This window comes from Almyronema sp. (genome assembly GCF_052168255.1).
GTDB classification, from domain to species: domain Bacteria; phylum Cyanobacteriota; class Cyanobacteriia; order Phormidesmidales; family Phormidesmidaceae; genus Sphaerothrix; species Sphaerothrix epifaneia.
The window spans coordinates 15,871-36,318 of the sequence record NZ_JBQLZL010000022.1 but is presented as its reverse complement, the minus strand read 5'-3'; the positions used below and the strand labels follow the sequence as shown (position 1 = coordinate 36,318).

The following is a 20,448-nucleotide window of genomic DNA, read 5'->3' as shown; positions in this document are numbered from 1 at the left end:
ACTAGTAGAATAATGTCATGGACAGCGGCGACACTAAAACCCAAATTCTTGATAGTGCTCAGGCGCTCATTGAGCGAGTAGGCATTAATGCCATGAGCTATCAAGACATCAGCAAGGCAGTCAACATTCGCAAAGCCAGCATTCACTATCATTTTCCGACAAAAGATGATCTAGTGGCCGCTTTGCTCGATCGCTATAATGCTGACTTCTTAAGGCAGCTTGAGGCCATTTTAAGTTCTGGGGCTGTGCCTACGGTGAAATTACGCCGCTATTGCAGCTTGTTTATTACCAAGCTCAGGTGTGGCGATCAAACTCAAGCCTGCCTTTGCAGCATGCTAGGAGCCGAGCTAGAAACGTTAAAAAGCCCTTTGGCTCAAAGGGTTTCTAGCTTTTATAGCGCTAATGAAAAACGGCTAGCTCAAATACTGGCGGAAGGACGCGAAAGCGGCGAGTTTGCCTTTCTCGGAGAAGTTGAGGCAATGTCGCAACTGATGTTCTCTCTGCTAGAAGGGGGCATGTTGATTGCGCGTGCCCAGGGCGGCGTTCCATATTACGAGGCTATCATTCGGCAAATGTTGCAGATGGTAGGCGTTAGGGATTAATTTTTGCAGATCTATCTACCTTCTGATAGGTCAAAACCGACTACAGCTTGCAAACGTTTAGAGATCACTATGCTTTTAACCAAAAACAATCTTGGCGATCGCAGCGATCGCATTTATGACGCCATTGTGGTTGGCGGTGGCGCTGGTGGGCTTTCGGCAGGTATCTATCTACAACGCTACCTGCTCAATAGCCTGGTCATTGATAAAGGCAAAGCTCGCTCTTTCTGGATGCAGGAGTTGCACAACTATTTAGGACTCTCCCCCGACACCCCCGGTCGCGAGTTGCTAACCCAGGGTAAAGACCATTACCTTTCAGTGGGCGGCGATTATCTCAATGCTTTTGTAGAAGAGGTCACCGATGAAGGGGAAACCTTTTTGGTTAAAGTCAAAGTTGGACGCAAAAACAGCATTGAACACACTTTTCGCACTCGCTATCTGATTGCCGGTAGCGGCATCATTGATCATTTGCCGCAACTCAGCAACATGCAAAACGTGTTCGACTATGCTGGTTACAACCTTCATGTTTGCCTGATCTGTGATGGTTATGAAATTGCCGATCAGCGAGTTGGGGTTTTTGCTAGCAGCGAAGCGGCCTTGGGCGTAGCCGATCCCCTCCGTTGGTTCACGCCAGAGATTACCCTGTTTACCCATGGCCAGTTTTCTGTTAGCCCCGAAAAACGCCAGCATTACGAAAATTTAGGCTTCACCCTGATAGAAACGCCCATTCAACAGTTTGTGGGTCAACATCACCAGATGACGGGCGTTGAACTCATCGATGGTACCGTCGTACCGCTAGAGGCAGGTTTGATCTCAATGGGTTCTCGCTTTCACACGGACTATCTTGAAGGGTTGAATCTAGAGAAAAAAGGAAACAACCTGGTAACTGACGACATGCGGCGGACATCCCATCCTCGCGTTTTCGCAATTGGCGACTTAAAAGTAGGCTTAAATCAAGTCGTCATTGCGGCTGCTGATGGTGCCCTGGCAGCCACTCAAATCTGGCGTGATATTCGCCGAGTAGAAGGAACCCGGCGCGTCCGCATGCGTTCGGCAGCCTAAGGCTCCTAAGGCTTAGCAGCCAGTAAAAACCACAGGCTAGACCAAGCTTAAACAGGGCTTGCTTCACCCCAGCCTTAGCTGGGGTGCCCCGCTTTATGCCCAACCTGGTACTTGAGTTTGCCCTAATCCTCAGTTGAGGCAGGGGAATAGCTACCGCAGACCGCCTTTTGCTGACTAATAGCAGGTTGGCTTTGAACCGTATCGCCCGGTCAACCAGGCAGCACCGCTGATATAGCCGTAGCCACAAGCTCTGTCGTTAGCTACAACCAGTAAACAACAGGGCTACATTTGCCGCGATCGCTGAGTTTTGCTAGCAGATCCATGCGTTCAGCCAGCTAAAAGCGCGGATCTGATAAGCTAGAAACAGGAAACAGGCTCTAACCCTATAGCGGCCTGGTGGTCAGCAGCCTCGAAAGAAGTTTTTATGCCTCTTTTGAGCAAATTGCTTTGCCAAATAAACCAAAACCCACCTTGAGATGCTAGAGTGATGGCAGAGAATGAATATCGGTTGCAGCATTTGTTTCTAGTATTAACGAGTCTTTGCGTTTTTCCATTGACAGATTTCTCTCCGAAATTTCCCTCTTCATGTTCCTTTAATTTTGGAGATACTCCATGTCAATCTATGTAGGTAACCTGTCTTATGAGGTTACAGAAGCCGATCTAACCGCAGTTTTTGCAGAGTATGGATCAGTTAAGCGGGTACAACTGCCTACCGATCGGGAAACGGGCCGGATGCGCGGCTTTGGTTTTGTCGAAATGAGTGCAGAATCCGAAGAAACTGCCGCCATTGAAGCCCTAGACGGTGCTGAGTGGATGGGTCGTGATCTTAAAGTTAACAAGGCCAAGCCTCGCGAAAATCGCGGTGGTGGCGGTTCTTTCGGTGGCGGTGGCGGTCGTAGAAACAACTTCTCCCGCAACTACTAAAGCTTAAGCCTAAGCCTATATCGCTTCAGCCTTTCCGGCATCGCTGAAGTTGGTTAGCTTTTACGATGTCAGTCGTTTGGTTGTAGAAACTAAATTTTGACTGTAAGGATCCAGACACAATGTCTGGATCCTTTTTTGTTTGACGTCAACAGCCTGTTTGATCAGTCGCTTTACGGTTGCCCTGGTGCCTTGGCCGTGACAGCACTGTGAGACAATACTGTTTTACAGGAGATATTTATGACCGCTGCTTATATTCAAAATGAAGCTGAGTTCAACCAGTTGCTAGAATCTGAAGCCGTGCTGGTGGTAGACTGCACGGCTTCTTGGTGTGGGCCTTGCAAACTCATTGCGCCTTTGATCGATCAGTTAGAAGAAGCCTATCGCGATCGCGCCAAAGTTTTTAAGCTCGATCTTGACGAAAACAAGCCAGTCGCCAAGCGATTTGGCATTCGCAGCATTCCTGCCGTCATGTTTTTTAAGCAAGGAGAGCTAGCTGAAACCCTCGTAGGAGCCAAACCCTATGAAGAATTTAGTGGCGCTCTCGACAAGCACTTAGCCTAAAAAAAGGGTGGGCTTATCGCCCACCCTACGACCTTTTAGGAAGCTTTATTCGGCTTAGTAGCGATAGCTGCTGCCACCGGGCTTATGCACAATAAAGCTGAGAATTTGGCACTGCTTGACGTTGTCAAATCCTACCACCCGCACAAAGCAGTTAGGATACTCGGAGCGGCAAGCCTGCACTTCATCCAAAACTTCGCGAGTAGAGTTTGCCTTAAACAGAGGCAGCTTCCACATCGTCCAGTAGTAAACTTCAGGATCCGAAGTTTCGTTAAACTCAACTGCCGGAATATAGCCCATCTTGAGAATATAAGAAATTTGCTTCTCAATTTGCGCATCTGTTAGGGGCGGCAGGTAAGAAAGAGTTTCGTAACGACGCTCTTTAGGCAGAGTTTTCATAATTCTTAGAGAGTTGTTGGTTGAAACAAACAGTTAGACAGGGTTGGTGAAGGGTTGATGGTTAATTGCTTTCGCTTGGACCACAATTAATTCATCTCTGTTTGCCCTTCAATCAGCCGAATTTTCAGATTCAGGATTCGCTTCCACATCAGACAAAGTCATCTGGGTAGCTCGCTCTAGATATTGACGACGGTGCTCCATGTTGGCCTGCTGGATGCTAGCATTTACCATTTCTGGTAAAAATTCAGCAATTTCTTCAGCAATATGCTGCCGAACGGTCATAATGCGAACGGCTAAATCGGGTTGCTCTTGCAATAGCGCCTGCAAAAATGCTTCGCCATCTTGCAGTTTTTCACGCGTGGCAAACGAATTAAGCCAGTAAGACCGAGGCAAATTGGTTTCTCGTAACTGACCGAGGACTGTACGCACTGCTTGGTAAGTAAGATAGCTTACCGTCACCTTAGCGGTGTCTTTGGCAATTTGTTTTAAATCCATCGATCTACGAAAACCCTGGGCGATGATTCCCCGCCAGCAGTTTGAGAGCGGATTAGCCTCATTAAAGACCAAGTTAGATCAGCGTTTGGTGTCATGGGCAGCAGTTGATTAGGGCTGCTGCCCATCCCAAACAACTCACTCGCCGTCAAAACTGGATTAGAGCTTGTCCATCGTTTCGAATTCGAACTTGATTTCCTTCCAAAGTTCACAAGCAGCCTGTAGTTCAGGCGACCACTTGCAAGCTTCACGGATGACATCGCCACCTTCGCGTACCAGGTCACGGCCTTCGTTACGGGCTTGAACGCAAGCTTCTAGTGCTACGCGGTTAGCGGTTGCACCCGGTGCATTCCCCCAAGGGTGACCCAATGTGCCCCCACCAAATTGGAGAACGGAATCATCACCAAAGATTTCAACTAGGGCTGGCATGTGCCATACGTGAATACCACCGGAAGCAACGGCAAAGACACCGCCCATCGAAGCCCAGTCTTGGGTGAAGTAGATACCGCGAGACTTGTCTTTTTCGATGTAGTTTTCGCGCAGCAGGTCAATAAAGCCCAGGGTGCTTTCGCGATCGCCTTCCAGCTTACCCACAACTGTACCCGTGTGGATGTGGTCACCTCCAGACATCCGCAAGCACTTAGCCAAAACGCGGAAGTGCATACCGTGGTTGCGCTGACGGTCAATTACCGCGTGCATAGCTCGGTGAATGTGCAGGAGCAAACCATTATCGCGGCACCACTTCGCCAGGGTCGTGTTGGCGGTAAAGCCAGCTGTCAAGAAGTCATGCATGACGATGGGCATTTCGAGTTCTTTGGCGTACTCAGCCCGCTTGATCATTTCTTCGCAGGTAGCAGCGGTGACGTTGAGGTAGTGCCCTTTAATTTCGCCCGTTTCAGCTTGCGCTTTATGAATTGCGTCAGCGACAAACAAGAAGCGATCGCGCCAGCGCTGGAAAGGCTGAGAGTTGATGTTCTCGTCGTCCTTGGTGAAGTCTAGACCACCTCGGAGGCACTCATACACAGCCCGACCGTAGTTTTTCGCGGATAAGCCTAGCTTCGGCTTGATGGTGCAGCCCAGCAACGGACGACCATACTTGTTGAGCTTGTCACGCTCGACGGTAATACCGTGAGGTGGCCCCTGGAAAGTTTTGAGGTAAGCAACGGGAATTCGCAGGTCTTCTAGACGCAGTGCCCGCAGAGCCTTAAAACCAAACACGTTACCTACGATGGAGGTCAACATGTTGGTGACAGAACCTTCCTCAAATAGATCGAGCGGATAAGCCACGTAGCAGATGTACTGGTTATCTTCGCCGGGAACAGGTTCAATATCGTAGCAGCGACCTTTATAGCGATCGAGGTCAGTAAGCAGGTCTGTCCACACTGTGGTCCAGGTACCTGTCGAAGATTCTGCAGCCACAGCAGCCGCACACTCTTCAGGAGGAACCCCAGGCTGGGGGGTCATCCGGAAGGCAGCCAACAGGTCTGTATCTTTAGGTGTGTAGTCTGGGGTGTAATAGGTCAGCTTATAGTCCTTTACACCCGCATCATATCCAGCAGCTTTTGACTGAGTCGTTGTCTGAGAGTAAGACATATCTCCTCTTCTTTCCTGTGAATCTAAATAAACCTCGAACAAAACCTACCCATCAACTCAGTTGCTACATCTGACCCAAAGCCAGATGTGAGCGCAGGTGTTCGAAGCACGCTTCTTGACAGCCGAATGCTGGAACAAGTGTCGAAACGATTGCTCCTACCAAATTTCAGGCATTGCCAAATTCCTATGCCTTAGAATACTACCAGTGTTCTGATAAGTTTGATTTTGAAAGATCTGTATATATTCATAACTTTTAATTATGAATGTAAATAACGTTAGATATCACTTTTTCTCAGAGCGTGAAGAAGGGGTTCCTCGATTGCGCGATCGCTGGTAGAGGGGAGGGGAGATGAGAGAGGTAGTAAAGATGGGGAGGGAGAGAGGAAGATGGGGGAGATGGGGGGACGCGGGGATGGGGGGAGGGAGAGAGGAAGTGATAAGAAATGGCAAAGGTGGGGTTAGGGCAGCAATGATCGCCAGACCAACTCTCTCACCTCCCCACCTCCCCCACCTCTCTCATCTCCCCCTTCTCCCCTTCTCCCCTATCTCCCCTTCCCCCCTTCTCCCCTTCTCCCCCTCCCTTCCCAACACAAGGTTGACATCTGCCCGCAGGCGAGCTATCAAGACATCATCAAAATTTGATTACATTTTGCGAGGTATGGCGTGTTAGCACCTTCACTCAGACATTGGGGAATTTTCATGAGCGTGTCTTGTCTGTGGCTGGGGTGGCCAGGTCAGGAGCCAGTGAAAAGCGCGATCGCCACTTCGTTTTCCCCTACCCGGTCTGGAGTTTTTGACATTGCCCAAGGCATTCCGGCTGAGCCACCTAGCTCTTATGAAGTTTCTCCTCCCCCGCCCCGGCGCGAACCTTTACCCCCACAGCGCTATTTAGAAGAACAGCAACAAATCGACTACCGGGTAGGTGCTCTGCAAGCAGACTACACAGGCAGTTTGTGGGTTGGTTCCTGGCAAGGGTTAGCGCGTATCGATCCCAACACAGGTATTGTGCAAGCTCGTGTTACGTTGCCAGATACGGTGATTTCGGCGATGGCTCAAGACCGCGTAGGTCGGGTTTGGATTGGCACCTATTCAGGGCTATCCCGCGTGGATCCCCGTAGTAACGAAATTACGGCGCAAAATTTCTTTTTGCCTTCTAACCGCATTTTGTCGTTGCAAATAGATGATCGCGGCTTTCTTTGGGTCGGCACCGATCGCGGCTTGGGGATGATCAGTCCGGATCGGGGATTGCTGATGACTACGCTACAAGATTTACCCGGCGTCAGCGCCAATGCGCTGGCTTTAGATCGCGACGGGCAGCTTTGGGTCGGCACGTTGGACGGCATTGTCCGCATTAATACAGCCAGTGCTTTTCCGATGGTGCGCAATACAGAAGTTCCGGGCGATGTGGTGCAAGCACTCACCCTGGGGCCTCAAGGTCGTTTGTGGGCTGGAACGCCGGATGGTGTTTTTGTCTTTGATCCACGCAGCGGTCGGCTGTTGCGAGCAGTAACTCAGCTGCGAGGGCGCAATGTCACAGCCCTAGGCTTTGACAGCACCACCAGCCTGTGGGTAGGGACTCAAGACGGTCTGCTCAAGCTGAACCCTTACAATGGGGCTATTATTGGGCAAGTTCCTGGGTTGCCTTCTAGCTATGTGCTGTCGCTGTCACCGGATACGGGTAACAAGCTATGGGTAGGCACCCGTCAGGGCTTAGCCTGGGTTAGCCTATTTACTGGAGAAGCGCGATCGCACGGCGCATTTGTTGGCCCGATCGAATAATCTAAATCGGGCGATTTTGCCAAAAACTATTCAGGATAGGGGCAGGTTTACGCCTAAATCTGCCCCTACCAGGGTAATTTCAGAGCTACGTTGTTTTATGGCTGTAGCCACAAAAGTTAGGCACCCAAATTGCTGAAAGCTGCAGACAGAAAAGCTTTCCGTCTGCTCTCTGCCTTCAGTTGCAACTACAGTTCACCGCGAATTTCTTCGACTACGCCGTCGCGCAGCAAAATCTCAACCTGCATTTTTCGGATGAGGTTATCACCCACCGCTACGCGAAAAAAGCTCTCAACCTGACCCTGGGCAACTTCATTGTTAAGTTCCAGAGTTTGTACCTGTTGGAGCTGTTGCAAAATTTGGTTCTTTTGCTGGAGTAGTTTACTTTTTTGCTGGTTTAGCTGGCTTTGAACATTGCCAATTTGCTGAGCGACGGCTGGGCTATCAGGCTGAGGGCTTTGCTTTTGAATTTCTGTTACCGCCCGCTGCCCTTGCATTTCGAGCTGTTGTAGCTGGCTGTCAAGCTTATTGAGCTGAGCTTGCAGTTGCTTTTGGGCTTCTTCTTTCCAAAGCGGAGTCACAATCGCCTTAATATTGACGACCCGCTTCATCAGCAAGTTAGATTGAGAAACATCCATAGGAGTACTGGTCGGCTGAGAAACTCGTTTAGAACGCACATTTACGAGGCAGATGCCCCACCTGCAATCATCACTCGCTCAACGGGCTGCAAGCGAGCAGCGATCGCGAGAGCTATGAAAACATCGCGTCAATCATACCGCGATACTGCTCCATAACCACGGCTCGACGAATCTTCAGCGTTTGCGTCATCATGCCATTTTCGACCGTCATAGGTTCGCGGATGATCTTAAAGACGCCAATGCGCTCGTCCGGACGGTAACCGGGGCGACCTTTGACTTCTCGGTTCAGTTCTTGGCGGTAGAGTTCTTGAATCGAGGGATGGTCAAACGTCAAAGCCTGATGACTGCTGGCCTCTGTAGCCGTAGTGACCAGGGTTTTGCCCTGCTGGGTGGCCCACTGTTCTAGCGCTTCCAAGTTAGGCACAATCAAAGCGCCCAGCATTTTTTGGTCTTGCCCTACCAGCATTATTTGGTCGATGTAGGGGCTGCGCTGGCAGGCATTTTCGATCGGTTGTGGCTCAATGTTTTCACCATTGGTTAACACAATCGTATCTTTGGCTCGTCCGGTAATGATTAAGTCGTCTTGCGGTGTGACTTTGCCCAAGTCGCCTGTGTCAAACCAGCCTTCAGGATCAATCGCTTTAGCAGTGGCTTCTGGATTTTTATAGTAGCCCTGCATCACTTGTGGCCCTCGTAGCAGTACCAGCCCTTGCTGCCCAACGGCTAGATCTTGTCGGGTTTCGGGGTTGACAATGCGGGTTTCGGTACCAGGGACGGGCTGACCGTCGGCACCGCGTAAGTTGTGCCAGGGACGGCGAACATGGGTAATGGGAGCTGTTTCAGTCAGGCCATAGCCCCCTAAGATTTGAATGCCGACAACTTCGTAAAAGTCTTCTAAATGTTCGGCGATAGATCCCCCCCCGCTGACGACAAATTCAATCTGATTGCCTGTGGCTGCCCGCACTTGTTTGTAAACCAGGCGATCGCCAATTTGATGAATTGGCCATAGAGCGATCGCTTGAATTAAAGCTACGAGCTTGTCACCCAAAGACGGTTGCAGCTTGTCTAGATTGAGGTTAAACAACGTGCGGCGAGCATAGATATAGCGGTGGCTCTGCTGCAAAAAGAACTGCACTAGCTTTTGCTTGTTGGCAGGCTGTTCGCGAAACTGCTTTTGCACCCCTTCGTAAATTGACTCCCACAGGCGCGGCACCCCAACCATGTAGCGAGGCTGAAACTGTTTGAGATCTTTCTTGACCTGGCGAATGTTGGTGTAGACCTGGCCACAGCCTTGCGATAGCACAAAATACTCAAACGTACGCTCGTAGCAGTGCCAGATGGGCAAGATACTCAGCACCCGTTCACCCGGTAGCGGATGGACAACGGCGCAAGCAGCCGTAATTTGAGAAAGCAGGTTGCCGTGGCTGAGCATCACTCCCTTGGGTTTACCAGAGGTGCCAGAAGTGTACATCAGCGTTGCTAACGCATCTCGTTCAAAGCGAACGGGGCGAAGCGAAGCGCTGTCTGCCAGCGCCATCACCGCCGCAAAATTAAGCACTTTAATGGGCAGTTCGGGGGTTGGCTCGTCTGTCAGCAGCACCACAAAGCGGAGCGATCGCGCCTGTACCCCCGCTAATAGCTTTTTCAGCGTTGCCAGGTCTTGCACCACCAAGGCGACGCTATCGCTGTGTTCCAAGATATACAGCAGTTCATCCGGGTCGGCTTGCGCACCGCGCACCGCATTAACCGCCCCCGCTAGCATTAACCCTTGATCAGCCACCAACCAGCGAGGCCCATTGTCGGAAAAGAAAGCAACGCGATCGCCGGGTTGAATTCCTAAGCTTTGCAGCCCAGCCGCAAACTGCTGAATTTTTTGGTGCAGTTCAGCAAAGGTAAGCTTGACTGCTGGTTGACTGTGGGGATCGTGAAGGGCGACGATCTGACCGAACCGTTCGGCTGTGCGTGCCCAAATTTCAGGGATGCCTTGAGCAGCGCTGTAGTCTACGGATTGCCGTAGGTTTTGCTGTTCTTGTTCGCAGAGCGGACGAACGCTAGGAAGGGTCATGACCGTCACCTCCATTCGGTGAAAGTTGCATCATGCGGACAATAGTACCGCAGCTACGACCAGCCTACTCGGTTTCAGACCCCTCCCTAAACCCGTCAGGACAGAATCCTAACTGGTCAGGGTTACCCCTTGCGACGAGTTCCAGCAGAGTCAGAGTTTTGTAGAGTAGAGCTAAGAGCCAAAACAGGAGAATCTTTTCATGCCTAAAGCGATTTGGAATGGTGCAGTCTTAGCTGAAAGCGATCGCTGCGAAGTTGTCGAAGGGAATCAATATTTCCCACCAGAGGCGATCAACCAGCAATATTTTAAGCCCAGCAATACCCATACCACCTGTCCCTGGAAGGGAACTGCTAGCTATTACACCGTGGAGGTTGAAGGTAAGGTAAACCCCGATGCAGCCTGGTACTACCCGGAACCCAAAGAGGCGGCTAAAAATATTGAGGGCTACGTCGCTTTCTGGCGCGGGGTTGAGGTAGAAGCTTAGCTAGCATTGCTAATTAAGGTTGATAATTCAGTCGGGGCGATCGCGCCTTGCTCGGTGACAATGGCTGTAATTAATTCAGCCGGGGTCACATCGGCAGCGGGATTGTAAAAGCTAGCGCCTTCTGGGGCAATGACGGTTTCGCCAATCTGATAAATATCGGCAGCCGGGTTTTCCTCAACGGTCACAGCGGCACCGCTTGGCAGTTGGCTATCGACCGTTGCCAGGGGCGCAGCCACAAAAAAAGGAATCTGGTGAGCCTTGGCCAAAAGCGCTAGACCGTAGGTACCCACTTTGTTGATCGTATCGCCATTGAGGGCAATGCGATCCGCCCCGACTAAAACGGCCTGCACTAGCCCCTGCTGCATACAATGAGCCGCCATACAGTCGGCCACAATCGTCACGGGAATGCCGTCTTGTACACATTCCCAAGCCGTTAGACGAGCACCTTGTAGCCGAGGCCGGGTTTCTCCCGCATACACGCGCGACAGTCGCCCCTGATGCCACGCTGCCCGGACAACGCCCAAAGACGTTCCGTAGCCGGACGCGGCTAACGCTCCATGATTGCAATGAGTATAAACAGCAAGCTGCTGGGGAGTTGAGGGTAACGCTTGCAAACCATGATGGCCAATGGCATAGCAAGTTTGTAAATCTGCTTGTTGCAGCGCCTGGGCGGACTCTAGCAAAGTTTGCTTGAGATACTCGACTGCACCCAAAGTATTGCGGGCTTTTTTCATCAGCCGATCGATCGCCCAGGCCAAGTTGGCTTTGTCTGGACGGGTTTCTTTAAGCTGCTCGGCTACCGCTTCTAGCCGCTCTAAAAAAGCTTGGCGATCGCGGGTGGGAATTTCTCTCGCCCCTAAGTACAAACCGTAGGCAGCCGCGATGCCAATTGCAGGTGCCCCGCGTACAATTAGCGTCTTAATCGCTGTCACCATGTCTTCAGAGCGACTAATAGACACCAGCGTATAGTCGGCAGGTAATCGATTTTGATCAATCAGCAAAACATGATCGCCTTGCCAAATAATCGGATAGACCTGTGTTTCGGGAATTTCAGACATCGCGATCGCCAGCCCACTGCAGTAACAGTGTAGCGGTAGGAACGTAGGGTGAATAGTAGGCCGTCACCAGGGGAGCCAATGGCGAGGGTACCTAGCCACCAAGCTCCCCAGCAGTTTTTACACGCTCACGACTGACTTTTCTATCGTCATAGAGGCGCGAATCTTCTCGGCCATTTGAGCCGGGGTCAGTGCCAGCGTCGCTTTAGACTCATCAGGCTTGGCATGATCAACCAGCACATCAGGAACGCCTAAACGCAAAACCGGAACATTAACTTGGGCATCTAACAGCACCTCAGCCACGGCACTACCAAATCCGCCCATCAAGCAGCCTTCTTCCATCGTGACCACACGACCAATTTGCTGAGCTAGGGGTAAAATCAGGTCTTGGTCTAGCGGTTTAACAAAGCGGGCATTGACCACTGTCGCTTCAATGCCGTGTTCGCTGAGGATTTCTGCCGTTTGCATTGCCGGATAAACCATTGAACCGTATCCCAGCAGCAGCACATCATCTCCCTGGCGCAGCAACTCGGCTTTGCCAATCGGCAATGATTCTAGCCCTTCGTCCATCAGCGGCACACCGTAGCCACTGCCACGCGGATAGCGTACAGCAATAGGGCCGTCAGTATATTTAACGCCAGTAACAATCATGCGCTGTAGCTCGGCTTCGTCTTTAGGAGCCATCAGCACAATGTTGGGAATACAGCGCAAATAGGCAATGTCATATAACCCTTGGTGGGTAGGGCCATCAGCACCGACGATACCAGCCCGGTCTAAACAGAAAAAGACAGGCAGTTTTTGAATACAAACATCATGCACAATCTGGTCAAACCCTCGCTGCAGGAAAGTGGAGTAAATTGCAGCGACCGGACGCATTCCTTCACAGGCCAGCCCCGCAGCCAGGGTAACAGCGTGCTGCTCAGCAATACCAACGTCAATGTATTGCTTGGGCAGCTTTTCTTGCAGCTTATTTAAGCCAGTGCCCGTTGCCATCGCGGCTGTAATGCCAATAATTTTAGGATCGTCTTCAGCCAGCTTAATCAAAGTTTCGGCAAATACTTTGGAATAGCTAGGGGGCTTGGGTTGGGTCGGAGGAATGCCTTTGCCCGTCGATAAATTAAAGGGGGATTGAGCATGATAGCCCACCTGATCTTTTTCGGCCAGACTATAGCCTTTACCTTTGGTCGTCGCCACATGAACCAAGACAGGGCCAATATGCTTGTGCGCTTCTTTAAAGGTGCTAATTAGCTCCGACAGGTTGTGGCCATCTACGGGGCCCATGTAGGTAAAGCCAAGTTCTTCAAAGACAGCACCCACTTTGGGAACCGCTAGCCGCTTCATCCCTTCTTTGACGCGGCTGAGTTCGGGTGAGAGCGAATCTCCCACAAAGGGCAAATGCTTGAATTGTTCTTCTAAATTGTCGGTGATGAACTGCACAGGCGGACTGAGGCGCATCTTGTTGAGATAGCGCGGAATAGCCCCGACATTGGGCGAAATAGACATTTCGTTGTCATTGAGTACCACCAGCAGATTGGTGTTGGGCATATGGCCAGCGTGATTAATGGCCTCTAGCGCCATGCCTCCCGTCAAAGCCCCATCGCCAATAATGGCGGCTACTTTGAAGTCTTCGCCTTTAGCATCCCGCGCTAGTGCCATGCCCAGCGCCGCAGAAATACTAGTAGAAGCGTGGCCAGCGCCAAAGTGATCAAAGTTGCTTTCGCAGCGCTTTAGATAGCCCGCAACCCCTTCTTTCTGGCGGAGGGTGTGGAACTGGTTGTAGCGTCCGGTGATGAGTTTGTGCGGATAAGCCTGGTGGCCGACATCCCAAATGACTTTGTCCCGGTCGAGATCTAAGGTTTGATAGAGAGCTAGGGTTAGCTCAACAACACCCAAGCCGGGACCCAAATGGCCGCCGCTAGTCGCCACTGTCTGCAAATGCTTTTCTCGAATTTGACGGGCAATTTGCTCAAGCTGGTGAATGGACAGGCCATGCAGCTGGTTAGGGTGAGTTATTTCACTCAGGTGCATATTGAAATACCCTCAAGATCACGTAAATTAAGGTTTGAGTTACCCTTTCACTGTAAATAAGTTCTAGGGTGGAGGCGATCGCTAGTCAAAGCGAGTCAAATTAGCGTGGCCGCTTAAATGAAATTAGCGATCGTATTGATAGGCTGTTGTTAGCCTAAATCGAGTTGTGTTAACTTCACGATACGCTTTTAATCAACCGATATAACCCGTAATTTTCTGTTATGGTTCATTTTCGTCGGTGGTCAACCCAATTCCAGTGGCCTGTGATACAGTTGGCGATCGCAGGTCTAGTAGCCGCCTCGCTACCGCTAGCGGCTCAGCGCCCCGCCTTGAGCAACGATTTTCGAGACTGTGCCGCAGCACTTTTAGCCGCTGGGGTGGAAACCGGAGTCGCCGCTGAAGCGTGTGCCACAGCGCTAAATCCAGACGATGTCGCAGAATGCGTGACTGACATCAAAGCGCAGACCGAACTGACGCTGGCGGATGTGGTTTACGCCTGTCGTCGGGTCAGACGCCCTCTAGAGCTGGCAAACTGCACAGTGGATATTCATTCTAATCTGCTGCTCACTAACTCTGAAGCGGCTTTGACAAACTGCCGTCGCAGCCTGCTACCGCTACGGTTTTCTGACTGCGTGGTGGGCTTAAATCAGGCAGCTAGCCTGGAGCTAAACAACGCCCTAGAGCGCTGCATCGGAGCTGGCTATGAACCTAGAGACATCAGCCCCACGTTTATTCCTCGCTAGAGCCATCCCTTACTTAGAAGCTCTTAAAACCAGCGCCATCCCCAAAGCCAAACCCACCAGCGTTGGCAACCAAGCGGCCATCATCGGCGAAAGCACCTGAACTTCTCCTAGCGCATTTGTAATAAAGGAAAGCAGGTAATAGCCAAAAATGATCACCACGCTAACGCCAAAGCTGGTGGCTTTGCTGGTGCGCTGAGGTCGCACTCCCAAGGCAGAACCCACCAGCCCAAAAACAACGCAAACAAAAGGCAGCGCATATTTTTGTTGAATGCGAATTTGCAAACGGCGAATGCGCTGATCGTTGCCCGTTTGACGGATTAACTCTAAATATTGAGTTGCCTGCACAATGTTCATTTCACTATCGTCAGGCGTCCGAGAGGCCAAATCAAAGGGAGTGCGGGGCAACTGCAACTGCTGATCATTGAATTTGACAATATTGCGAAACGAGCCATCTGGAGAGACGACGTAGATAGTGCCGTTTTTAAAGTCCCAGGTATTTTGGCCAAAGTCCCAAGTGGCCGATTCAGCACTTACAATTTGCTCTAGGCCCTGCTGGGAAAAATCAATGATGGTTAACCCCTGCATGTTTTCGCCATCAAACTTGCGGGCGTAAAAGAGCCGCTTCAGTTCTTTTTCTTTGCTGTCGTCAGCCGCAGATTGAAACTCTTGGTAAAAAATGTTGCGCTCTTGAAAGGGAGGCCGTTCTGACTTTAAGGCTCGCTCTAGGGTCACTGCCGCTCGATAGTTAGCCGCAGGCGTAATTAGCTCGTTGAAGGCAAAGGTAATGCCTGTTACAAAAAGGCTGAGGGCAACTGCGGGGGCAATAATGCGACGAACACTCACCCCACATCCGCGTAGGGCAATTAGCTCACTATCGCTAGAAAAGCGGCTGTAGGTCATCATCGTGGCCAGCAATACTGAAGCCGGAAACGAAAAGACGATAAATTCCGGCAGCTTGAGGATAAAAATCTCCATTGCCAGGTAGATAGAAAGCCCCGATTCTGTTACCCGGCGAATCAGGTCAAAAAGTGCCCCAATAGAAATTCCAATGGAAGAAAAAGCACCCACCCCAAACAGGAATGGCAGAATCAACTCCTGCACAATATAGCGATCCATCACTGAAACGCGAGGGACTAACCAGCGCCACAGATAGAAGCCCAGAGATGGCTTATTTGAAGCAGTTGCCATGACTGTTGGAGGTAAAAGAATAGAGCAAAACGCTAAGCAGGCTTGCGGTCAAAGTTTGAAACCTTCTCCTAAATAATGTTGCCGCACCAAAGGATTGTTGTAGAGATCTTCTGCGTTGCCTGCTGCTAAAATCTGGCCTTCACTCATGATGTAGGCGCGATCGATAATTTGTAGCGTTTCGCGCACGTTGTGATCCGTGATAAGAATGCCAATATGGCGATCGCGCAGTTGAGCAATAATCGTTTGAATTTCGGAAACAGCAATTGGATCAACACCCGCAAAAGGTTCGTCTAAAAACAAAAAGCGAGGGCCATCTTGACCTGCCGCCAGCGATCGCGCCAGTTCGGTACGCCGCCGCTCTCCACCAGATACCTGAACACCGAGCGTATGGGCAACGGATTCTAGGCGAAACTCTTGCAATAAATCTTTAATGCGTTGTGGCCGTTCGTAGGCGGGCACCTGCGTTTGCTCCATCACTAGCCGCAAATTGTCTTCAACACTCAAGTGCCGAAAAATGCTAGGCTCTTGCGCCAAATAACCAATTCCCAAGCGGGCACGCTGGTGCATGGGCAGGGTTGTAATATCAATCTCGTTGAGCAAAACGCGTCCTTGATCCGGCTTTTCTAACCCCGTGGCCATGTAAAACGTGGTCGTTTTACCTGCCCCATTAGGGCCAAGCAGCCCCACAATTTCTCCCTGTGCAACCGACAAGCTAACGTGTTTAACCACATCGCGCTTGCCATAAGACTTTTGCACGTTTTCTAAAACAATTTTGAGGGGGCTGGTTTGAGGAAAGTTGGGGTCTGCTGTGAGATCAGAATTAAGCAAGGGAAGCTGCATGAAGGATGCAAACTACTTTATAACGTTTACGCAAAATCGCTCAAGCTACCAGGATAATCCACCTCATGCAGGCAAGGTTTCATCAAGAAAACAAGTTTTTAAAGCGGAGATTATTCAGCCGGGATAGGCTCGTCTAAAGGGGGAAGATCGAGTTCTGCTGGCGGCGTTTCGGCTGGGGTGGGCGTGGGCGTAGTCGCCCCTGCTGGCAAAATATAGGTCGTTTCTACCTGCTGGTTGGGTTCGGGTAAAGCGACAAAGCGGCCTTCATCAATCAAATAGGTAACGGTTTCGGCTCGTAGCGTATTACCTTCCTGGCGGACTAAAACATCACCGCTGAGAATAATGCGGTTTTCGCGGCTGTAATATTGCGCCTGGGCTGAGGTGGCGTAGATTTGCTGAAGCGGATAGTCGATTTGAACATTGCCCCGAGCAGTGATAATGCCCGTGTTGGCGTTGGCCTCTTGCACGTCCGAGCGTAGCGTAATGGTGCCTCCCCCGGTTTGGGCACCTGCCTGACTAGAGAGCAGATAAAACGCAAGCGCACTGCCCCAAAAATAGGCGGCTTTAGACAGCAGACGGCGTTGAGCAAAAGGCAAACAGCGCAAACGAAACATGGTGGCAACAGCGTTAAAAAAGTGAGTCGCAATTAGCAGCGGCAAAGGGGCGTTTGGCAAGAGACAGCCTCACGACTGCTATCTCTAGGATAAGCGTCATTATTGCAGGTATACCCGCTAAAATGACGCCAGCGATCGCCTCGAAGTTTCATTTTCTCTGCTGGTGGCGGGCTTTTGAGCAGCCAAACCAAATTTCTAAAAATCCAGGCCAGAACGCTACAAAGTTGCTTATCCTGATTAAGGCAGGACACGATTTAAACGGCTGATTCATGAATTTACAGATCATTCGCGATCGCATTGATTCAATTCGCTCCAAGCGAGAAGCGCTGGTGCGTTTACTAGAGCAACCCGACCTGGGAACGCTGCGGATTGACGTCAATCAAGCGCTAGAAGAAATGGACGATCTGCTAGAAGAGTTTGACCGCACCTTCGGAGCCGACCTGGGCTGATTGACTACACATCAATTTTGGGTAACACCATGCTCATGCAGTGTGGCGCAACGGCGCTAGCAACCTCTGCTGCTAGGGGGTAATTGGGGCTAGGGCGATCGCTTCTTCTGGCTTTCCTCGCTTGAGGGACAGCGTCTAAAGCCAAAGCCGAGCCAAAATTCTGTTTAGTGCGATCCGGCATCCAAGTTAGGATGAGGATTCAGCAGTTTTTCTGTTCGTCAAACGTACGATGCCTAAAGCCTACACCGTTGAGATTCTTCATCAGGGGCAAACCCATACAATCACCGTTCCTGAAGACCAGACCATTCTCGTAGCCGCTCAAACAGCCGGACTGGATCTCCCCTATTCTTGTAGCGCTGGGGTTTGTACCACCTGCGCCGCTAAGCTCTCAGCCGGAAGCGTTGAGCAAAGTGAGGGCATGGGCATTAGCCCTGAACTACAGTCAGAAGGCTATGCGCTGCTTTGTGTCGCCTATCCTCGCGCCGACCTCAAGCTCGAAACCGAGCAAGAAGATAATGTCTATGAGCGCCAGTTTGGTCAGCCAACGTAGAACTAAGCCCCACCGCTATGCAAACCCGTCTAGTGACGTTTGAGGTTGCCCTGCCTGCCTCAGTCGCAGAGTTACAACACGCGATCGCGATCGCTTTAGCCGCTCATGGCGACCCCCTACGCTGGGCAATTACCCAGGTGAATCAGCAACAGGTTTGGGTTGAGGCGGTGGTGTTGATACCGGGCTAAGAGCAGAAGCCAAAGAGTAAAACGCTTTCTGTCAGCGGCTTTTAGCGATTTGAGTGGCTCGAACCGGGTGGCGACAGCCATCCAATTCAGGCAAGCTGTCATCACCCGACGACTCCGCCACCGCCCCAAGCGAAGAATTTATCAACAGATCTGGGATGCCAATAACCCACAGACCTTATACAGCAGTTCTGATTGTTCCTACCGGGATCGGAGCCAGTATCGGCGGTTATGCAGGCGATGCCCTGCCCGTGGCTCGGCTTTTTAGCCAAGCCGTTGACCGATTGATTACCCACCCCAATGTGCTCAATGGCGCTCAGCTTTACTGGCCGCTGCCGAATGCTTACTATGTCGAAGGTTATGGCCTCGATTGTTTTGCTGCGGGGCTTTGGGGGCTGCGTCCTGTACATCAAAACCGCATAGGCTTGGTTTTAGATGCGGCGATCGAATCAGACTTGCGCTGGCGACATCTACAAGCGGCGAATGCCACCAAAGCCACGCTAGGACTAACCCTGACAGACTACGTTGTGACTGATGAGCCGCTCAACGTTGAACTGCGCACAGCCGCATCTGGGGCGACCTGGGGTACGCTGGCATCACCCGATAGTCTGCTACGAGCCGTGGAAAAGCTGCGGGACGAAGCTAAAGCAGAAGCGATCGCGGTCGTTGCTCGCTTCCCCGACGATCTAGACAATCCGGCTCTCCAGCAGTATCGCCAGGGACAGGGCGTAGACCCTTTGGCAGGAGCTGAAGCCGTGATCAGTCATCTAGTCGTCAAAACCTTTGAGATTCCCTGCGCCCATGCTCCAGCGCTAGCGCCTTTACCGCTTGAGCCAACGATTTCGCCCAAGTCGGCAGCCGAAGAAATTGGCTATACCTTTTTGCCCTGTGTTTTAGCCGGACTCAGTCAAGCGCCGCAGTTTGTCACCCAAGCCAACCAACTTACCGACATTTGGGCCGACCAGGTAGATGCAGTTGTTATTCCAGCCGGAGCAGCCGGAGGCAGCGGCGTTATGAGTCTGAGTCAGCGAGGGGTGAAGGTCATTGCGGTTGAGCAAAATCAAACCGCTTTGCAGGTTTCACCCACTGCTTTGGGAATATCCGCCTACAGCGTGAGTAGTTATTTAGAAGCTGTCGGAGTGATCCTAGCCGATCGCGCTGGCATCGATCCGCATAGCGTTTCCCCTCAAATTACCGCCATCCAAGCCCTAGACGCGGGATCAACCCATAGCAGATTCGGGCACAAGCTATTGCCGATTTAGCAGATTTCTCAGGGAGTCTCGGCAAAGCCAGGTCGGCTGGTTAGAATGTGAGCAAATATTGACTTTTCCATCCCTACGGGACTAAAAACCCCGCGTTTATTGAGTTTGGTAGTATCTACGCATCATTGTGAGTAATCAACGTCCGCAACCTCCGCAATCTGAACCGCTCAGCCGGGTTCAAATTTTAGCTGCGATGGGCGTGACGGCTTTAGTGCTGTTGCTAGTCACCCGCCTTTGGTTACTCTTTGACACGGTTACCCTGTTGCCCTTTCGCTGGTTGCCCCAAGCGCTTCTGTGGGGCGCTGGCTTAGGACTGAGCATTACCTTAGCCAGCGCTTTGGTTTATCAAATCTGGCCAGCTTATCGCCGCAGCGCTGACTTTTATCTGGAGTTTGTCCTCAAACCGCTGACTTGGCCAGATTTGCTGTGGCTAGGGCTGCTGCCAGGACTGAGTGAAGAACTGCTGTTTCGCGGTGTGATGCTGCCCGCTTTGGGGTTGAATACAGGCGGAGTGATCGTTTCTAGCTTGTGTTTTGGCGTGCTACATCTCAGCGGATTGCAGCAATGGCCTTATGTGTTGTGGGCGTCGCTGGTAGGGCTTTCGCTGGGGTTTAGCGCAGTGATGACGGGAAACCTGCTGGTTCCGGTCACGGCTCATGTGGTGGCTAATTTGGTTTCTAGCTTGATTTGGAAATTTCGCCAAGTTTAGGGGCGCTGGGGCACTTGACGGTAGCGGTTTGACCTAGCTGGAATGTCAGTAATGGCTGCTGCCTGCTTAGGTAAAGGGGACAGGCTTGGCTATACTGTAGGCGATTGTCGGCTAATTTTAAGGTGACTATCAAACATTGAGCGATCGCGTACCTATCTTTTGCTAGATGTCTTTAGGTACACTTTTGTAAACATAATTGAAGCGGTTGTCGCCTATCTGAGTCATAGACAACCTG

23 protein-coding genes are annotated in these 20,448 nt (G+C 51.2%); 12 read left to right on the top strand and 11 right to left on the bottom strand.

All coding sequences use genetic code 11. The annotated features are described in order from the left end of the window. Window positions 1-17 precede the first annotated feature (17 nt). The 4 genes from ACTS3T_RS03550 to trxA all read left to right on the top strand — a co-directional run bounded on the left by ACTS3T_RS03550 (window position 18) and on the right by trxA (window position 3,146). Window positions 18-602 (top strand): TetR/AcrR family transcriptional regulator, encoded by a 585-nt coding sequence (locus ACTS3T_RS03550; protein WP_377966666.1) that lies wholly within the window; start codon window positions 18-20, stop codon window positions 600-602. Between the two features lie 69 nt (window positions 603-671). Next, a complete protein-coding gene (locus ACTS3T_RS03545) occupies window positions 672-1,661 on the top strand; it encodes an NAD(P)/FAD-dependent oxidoreductase (protein WP_377966668.1) in 990 nt (329 codons plus the stop codon). A gap of 612 nt (window positions 1,662-2,273) precedes the next feature. Then, on the top strand, window positions 2,274-2,585 hold the full coding sequence (locus ACTS3T_RS03540; RefSeq protein ID WP_377966670.1) for an RNA recognition motif domain-containing protein: 312 nt from the start codon (window positions 2,274-2,276) through the stop codon (window positions 2,583-2,585). 237 nt (window positions 2,586-2,822) lie between these two features. Next, the gene (gene trxA / locus ACTS3T_RS03535) at window positions 2,823-3,146 is read left to right on the top strand and encodes a thioredoxin (RefSeq protein ID WP_377966672.1); all 324 of its coding nucleotides are present in this window, start codon (window positions 2,823-2,825) and stop codon (window positions 3,144-3,146) included. Between the two features lie 54 nt (window positions 3,147-3,200). Here trxA and ACTS3T_RS03530 read toward each other — a convergent pair whose 3' ends face one another. From ACTS3T_RS03530 to ACTS3T_RS03520, 3 genes are all read right to left on the bottom strand, one after another. Next, window positions 3,201-3,542, bottom strand: a complete 342-nt coding sequence (locus tag ACTS3T_RS03530; protein WP_377966674.1) for a ribulose bisphosphate carboxylase small subunit — start codon at window positions 3,540-3,542, stop codon at window positions 3,201-3,203. 108 nt (window positions 3,543-3,650) lie between these two features. Beyond that, window positions 3,651-4,037: a RuBisCO chaperone RbcX gene (gene rcbX, locus ACTS3T_RS03525; protein WP_377966676.1), complete on the bottom strand. Its 387-nt coding sequence runs from the start codon at window positions 4,035-4,037 to the stop codon at window positions 3,651-3,653. A gap of 156 nt (window positions 4,038-4,193) precedes the next feature. Then, window positions 4,194-5,627, bottom strand: coding sequence for a form I ribulose bisphosphate carboxylase large subunit (locus ACTS3T_RS03520; RefSeq protein ID WP_377966678.1), 1,434 nt, complete (start codon window positions 5,625-5,627; stop codon window positions 4,194-4,196). 699 nt (window positions 5,628-6,326) lie between these two features. On the opposite strand from ACTS3T_RS03520, the gene ACTS3T_RS03515 reads away from it, so the two are divergent. Beyond that, complete coding sequence (locus ACTS3T_RS03515; protein WP_377966680.1) at window positions 6,327-7,406, top strand: ligand-binding sensor domain-containing protein; 1,080 nt, start codon at window positions 6,327-6,329, stop codon at window positions 7,404-7,406. Between the two features lie 185 nt (window positions 7,407-7,591). Here ACTS3T_RS03515 and ACTS3T_RS03510 read toward each other — a convergent pair whose 3' ends face one another. Together ACTS3T_RS03510 and ACTS3T_RS03505 are read right to left on the bottom strand one after the other, a co-directional pair. After that, a complete protein-coding gene (locus tag ACTS3T_RS03510) occupies window positions 7,592-8,041 on the bottom strand; it encodes a YlqD family protein (RefSeq protein WP_377966682.1) in 450 nt (149 codons plus the stop codon). 112 nt (window positions 8,042-8,153) lie between these two features. Beyond that, window positions 8,154-10,106 (bottom strand): AMP-dependent synthetase/ligase, encoded by a 1,953-nt coding sequence (locus ACTS3T_RS03505; protein WP_377966684.1) that lies wholly within the window; start codon window positions 10,104-10,106, stop codon window positions 8,154-8,156. Window positions 10,107-10,305: 199 nt separating this feature from the next. Between ACTS3T_RS03505 and ACTS3T_RS03500 the strand changes: the two genes are divergently transcribed. Next, a complete protein-coding gene (locus tag ACTS3T_RS03500; RefSeq protein ID WP_377966686.1) occupies window positions 10,306-10,590 on the top strand; it encodes a DUF427 domain-containing protein in 285 nt (94 codons plus the stop codon). Here ACTS3T_RS03500 and mtnA read toward each other — a convergent pair. Both mtnA and dxs read right to left on the bottom strand, forming a co-directional pair. Then, window positions 10,587-11,648, bottom strand: coding sequence for an S-methyl-5-thioribose-1-phosphate isomerase (gene mtnA, locus ACTS3T_RS03495; RefSeq protein WP_377966688.1), 1,062 nt, complete (start codon window positions 11,646-11,648; stop codon window positions 10,587-10,589). The genes ACTS3T_RS03500 and mtnA overlap by 4 nt on opposite strands. Before the next feature lie 117 nt (window positions 11,649-11,765). Beyond that, complete coding sequence (dxs, locus tag ACTS3T_RS03490; RefSeq protein ID WP_377966690.1) at window positions 11,766-13,673, bottom strand: 1-deoxy-D-xylulose-5-phosphate synthase; 1,908 nt, start codon at window positions 13,671-13,673, stop codon at window positions 11,766-11,768. 221 nt (window positions 13,674-13,894) lie between these two features. Here dxs and ACTS3T_RS03485 point away from each other — a divergent pair, with 221 nt between their 5' ends. Next, the gene (locus tag ACTS3T_RS03485; protein WP_377966691.1) at window positions 13,895-14,416 is read left to right on the top strand and encodes a hypothetical protein; all 522 of its coding nucleotides are present in this window, start codon (window positions 13,895-13,897) and stop codon (window positions 14,414-14,416) included. Window positions 14,417-14,425: 9 nt separating this feature from the next. Here the strand turns inward: ACTS3T_RS03485 and ACTS3T_RS03480 are convergent, their stop codons facing one another. The 3 genes from ACTS3T_RS03480 to ACTS3T_RS03470 all read right to left on the bottom strand — a co-directional run bounded on the left by ACTS3T_RS03480 (window position 14,426) and on the right by ACTS3T_RS03470 (window position 17,118). Beyond that, the gene (locus ACTS3T_RS03480; RefSeq protein ID WP_377966723.1) at window positions 14,426-15,532 is read right to left on the bottom strand and encodes an LptF/LptG family permease; all 1,107 of its coding nucleotides are present in this window, start codon (window positions 15,530-15,532) and stop codon (window positions 14,426-14,428) included. 120 nt (window positions 15,533-15,652) lie between these two features. After that, complete coding sequence (gene lptB / locus ACTS3T_RS03475; protein ID WP_377966693.1) at window positions 15,653-16,444, bottom strand: LPS export ABC transporter ATP-binding protein; 792 nt, start codon at window positions 16,442-16,444, stop codon at window positions 15,653-15,655. A gap of 110 nt (window positions 16,445-16,554) precedes the next feature. After that, on the bottom strand, window positions 16,555-17,118 hold the full coding sequence (locus ACTS3T_RS03470; protein WP_377966695.1) for an LptA/OstA family protein: 564 nt from the start codon (window positions 17,116-17,118) through the stop codon (window positions 16,555-16,557). A gap of 209 nt (window positions 17,119-17,327) precedes the next feature. Here ACTS3T_RS03470 and ACTS3T_RS03465 point away from each other — a divergent pair, with 209 nt between their 5' ends. Beyond that, entirely contained in the window at window positions 17,328-17,507 is a 180-nt protein-coding gene (locus tag ACTS3T_RS03465; protein ID WP_377966697.1) for a hypothetical protein, read from the top strand. Window positions 17,508-17,511: 4 nt separating this feature from the next. On the opposite strand, the gene ACTS3T_RS03460 is transcribed toward ACTS3T_RS03465, so the two are convergent. Beyond that, window positions 17,512-17,688: a hypothetical protein gene (locus ACTS3T_RS03460; protein WP_377966699.1), complete on the bottom strand. Its 177-nt coding sequence runs from the start codon at window positions 17,686-17,688 to the stop codon at window positions 17,512-17,514. A 48-nt stretch (window positions 17,689-17,736) separates the two neighbouring features. Here ACTS3T_RS03460 and ACTS3T_RS03455 point away from each other — a divergent pair, with 48 nt between their 5' ends. The 4 genes from ACTS3T_RS03455 (at window position 17,737) to ACTS3T_RS03440 (ending at window position 20,213) form a co-directional block, all read left to right on the top strand. Then, window positions 17,737-18,057, top strand: a complete 321-nt coding sequence (locus ACTS3T_RS03455) for a 2Fe-2S iron-sulfur cluster-binding protein (RefSeq protein WP_377966701.1) — start codon at window positions 17,737-17,739, stop codon at window positions 18,055-18,057. Between the two features lie 17 nt (window positions 18,058-18,074). Continuing rightward, window positions 18,075-18,245: a hypothetical protein gene (locus tag ACTS3T_RS03450; RefSeq protein ID WP_377966703.1), complete on the top strand. Its 171-nt coding sequence runs from the start codon at window positions 18,075-18,077 to the stop codon at window positions 18,243-18,245. Between the two features lie 161 nt (window positions 18,246-18,406). Then, window positions 18,407-19,504 (top strand): DUF3326 domain-containing protein, encoded by a 1,098-nt coding sequence (locus tag ACTS3T_RS03445; RefSeq protein WP_377966725.1) that lies wholly within the window; start codon window positions 18,407-18,409, stop codon window positions 19,502-19,504. A 127-nt stretch (window positions 19,505-19,631) separates the two neighbouring features. Beyond that, a complete protein-coding gene (locus ACTS3T_RS03440) occupies window positions 19,632-20,213 on the top strand; it encodes a CPBP family intramembrane glutamic endopeptidase (protein ID WP_377966705.1) in 582 nt (193 codons plus the stop codon). Window positions 20,214-20,448: the final 235 nt, after the last annotated feature.

Bases quoted from the DNA above. Each gene is read 5' to 3' on its own strand.
- rcbX (WP_377966676.1), bottom strand. From the start codon at position 4,037: ATGGATTTAAAACAAATTGCCAAAGACACCGCTAAGGTGACGGTAAGC.
- ACTS3T_RS03500 (WP_377966686.1), top strand. From the start codon at position 10,306: ATGCCTAAAGCGATTTGGAATGGTGCAGTCTTAGCTGAAAGCGATCGC.
- ACTS3T_RS03515 (WP_377966680.1), top strand. From the start codon at position 6,327: ATGAGCGTGTCTTGTCTGTGGCTGGGGTGGCCAGGTCAGGAGCCAGTG.
- ACTS3T_RS03455 (WP_377966701.1), top strand. From the start codon at position 17,737: ATGCCTAAAGCCTACACCGTTGAGATTCTTCATCAGGGGCAAACCCAT.
- ACTS3T_RS03530 (WP_377966674.1), bottom strand. From the start codon at position 3,542: ATGAAAACTCTGCCTAAAGAGCGTCGTTACGAAACTCTTTCTTACCTG.
- mtnA (WP_377966688.1), bottom strand. From the start codon at position 11,648: ATGTCTGAAATTCCCGAAACACAGGTCTATCCGATTATTTGGCAAGGC.
- ACTS3T_RS03545 (WP_377966668.1), top strand. From the start codon at position 672: ATGCTTTTAACCAAAAACAATCTTGGCGATCGCAGCGATCGCATTTAT.
- ACTS3T_RS03450 (WP_377966703.1), top strand. From the start codon at position 18,075: ATGCAAACCCGTCTAGTGACGTTTGAGGTTGCCCTGCCTGCCTCAGTC.
- ACTS3T_RS03465 (WP_377966697.1), top strand. From the start codon at position 17,328: ATGAATTTACAGATCATTCGCGATCGCATTGATTCAATTCGCTCCAAG.
- lptB (WP_377966693.1), bottom strand. From the start codon at position 16,444: ATGCAGCTTCCCTTGCTTAATTCTGATCTCACAGCAGACCCCAACTTT.
- ACTS3T_RS03460 (WP_377966699.1), bottom strand. From the start codon at position 17,688: ATGCCGGATCGCACTAAACAGAATTTTGGCTCGGCTTTGGCTTTAGAC.
- trxA (WP_377966672.1), top strand. From the start codon at position 2,823: ATGACCGCTGCTTATATTCAAAATGAAGCTGAGTTCAACCAGTTGCTA.
- ACTS3T_RS03505 (WP_377966684.1), bottom strand. From the start codon at position 10,106: ATGACCCTTCCTAGCGTTCGTCCGCTCTGCGAACAAGAACAGCAAAAC.
- dxs (WP_377966690.1), bottom strand. From the start codon at position 13,673: ATGCACCTGAGTGAAATAACTCACCCTAACCAGCTGCATGGCCTGTCC.
- ACTS3T_RS03510 (WP_377966682.1), bottom strand. From the start codon at position 8,041: ATGGATGTTTCTCAATCTAACTTGCTGATGAAGCGGGTCGTCAATATT.
- ACTS3T_RS03540 (WP_377966670.1), top strand. From the start codon at position 2,274: ATGTCAATCTATGTAGGTAACCTGTCTTATGAGGTTACAGAAGCCGAT.
- ACTS3T_RS03550 (WP_377966666.1), top strand. From the start codon at position 18: ATGGACAGCGGCGACACTAAAACCCAAATTCTTGATAGTGCTCAGGCG.
- ACTS3T_RS03485 (WP_377966691.1), top strand. From the start codon at position 13,895: ATGGTTCATTTTCGTCGGTGGTCAACCCAATTCCAGTGGCCTGTGATA.
- ACTS3T_RS03520 (WP_377966678.1), bottom strand. From the start codon at position 5,627: ATGTCTTACTCTCAGACAACGACTCAGTCAAAAGCTGCTGGATATGAT.
- ACTS3T_RS03480 (WP_377966723.1), bottom strand. From the start codon at position 15,532: ATGGATCGCTATATTGTGCAGGAGTTGATTCTGCCATTCCTGTTTGGG.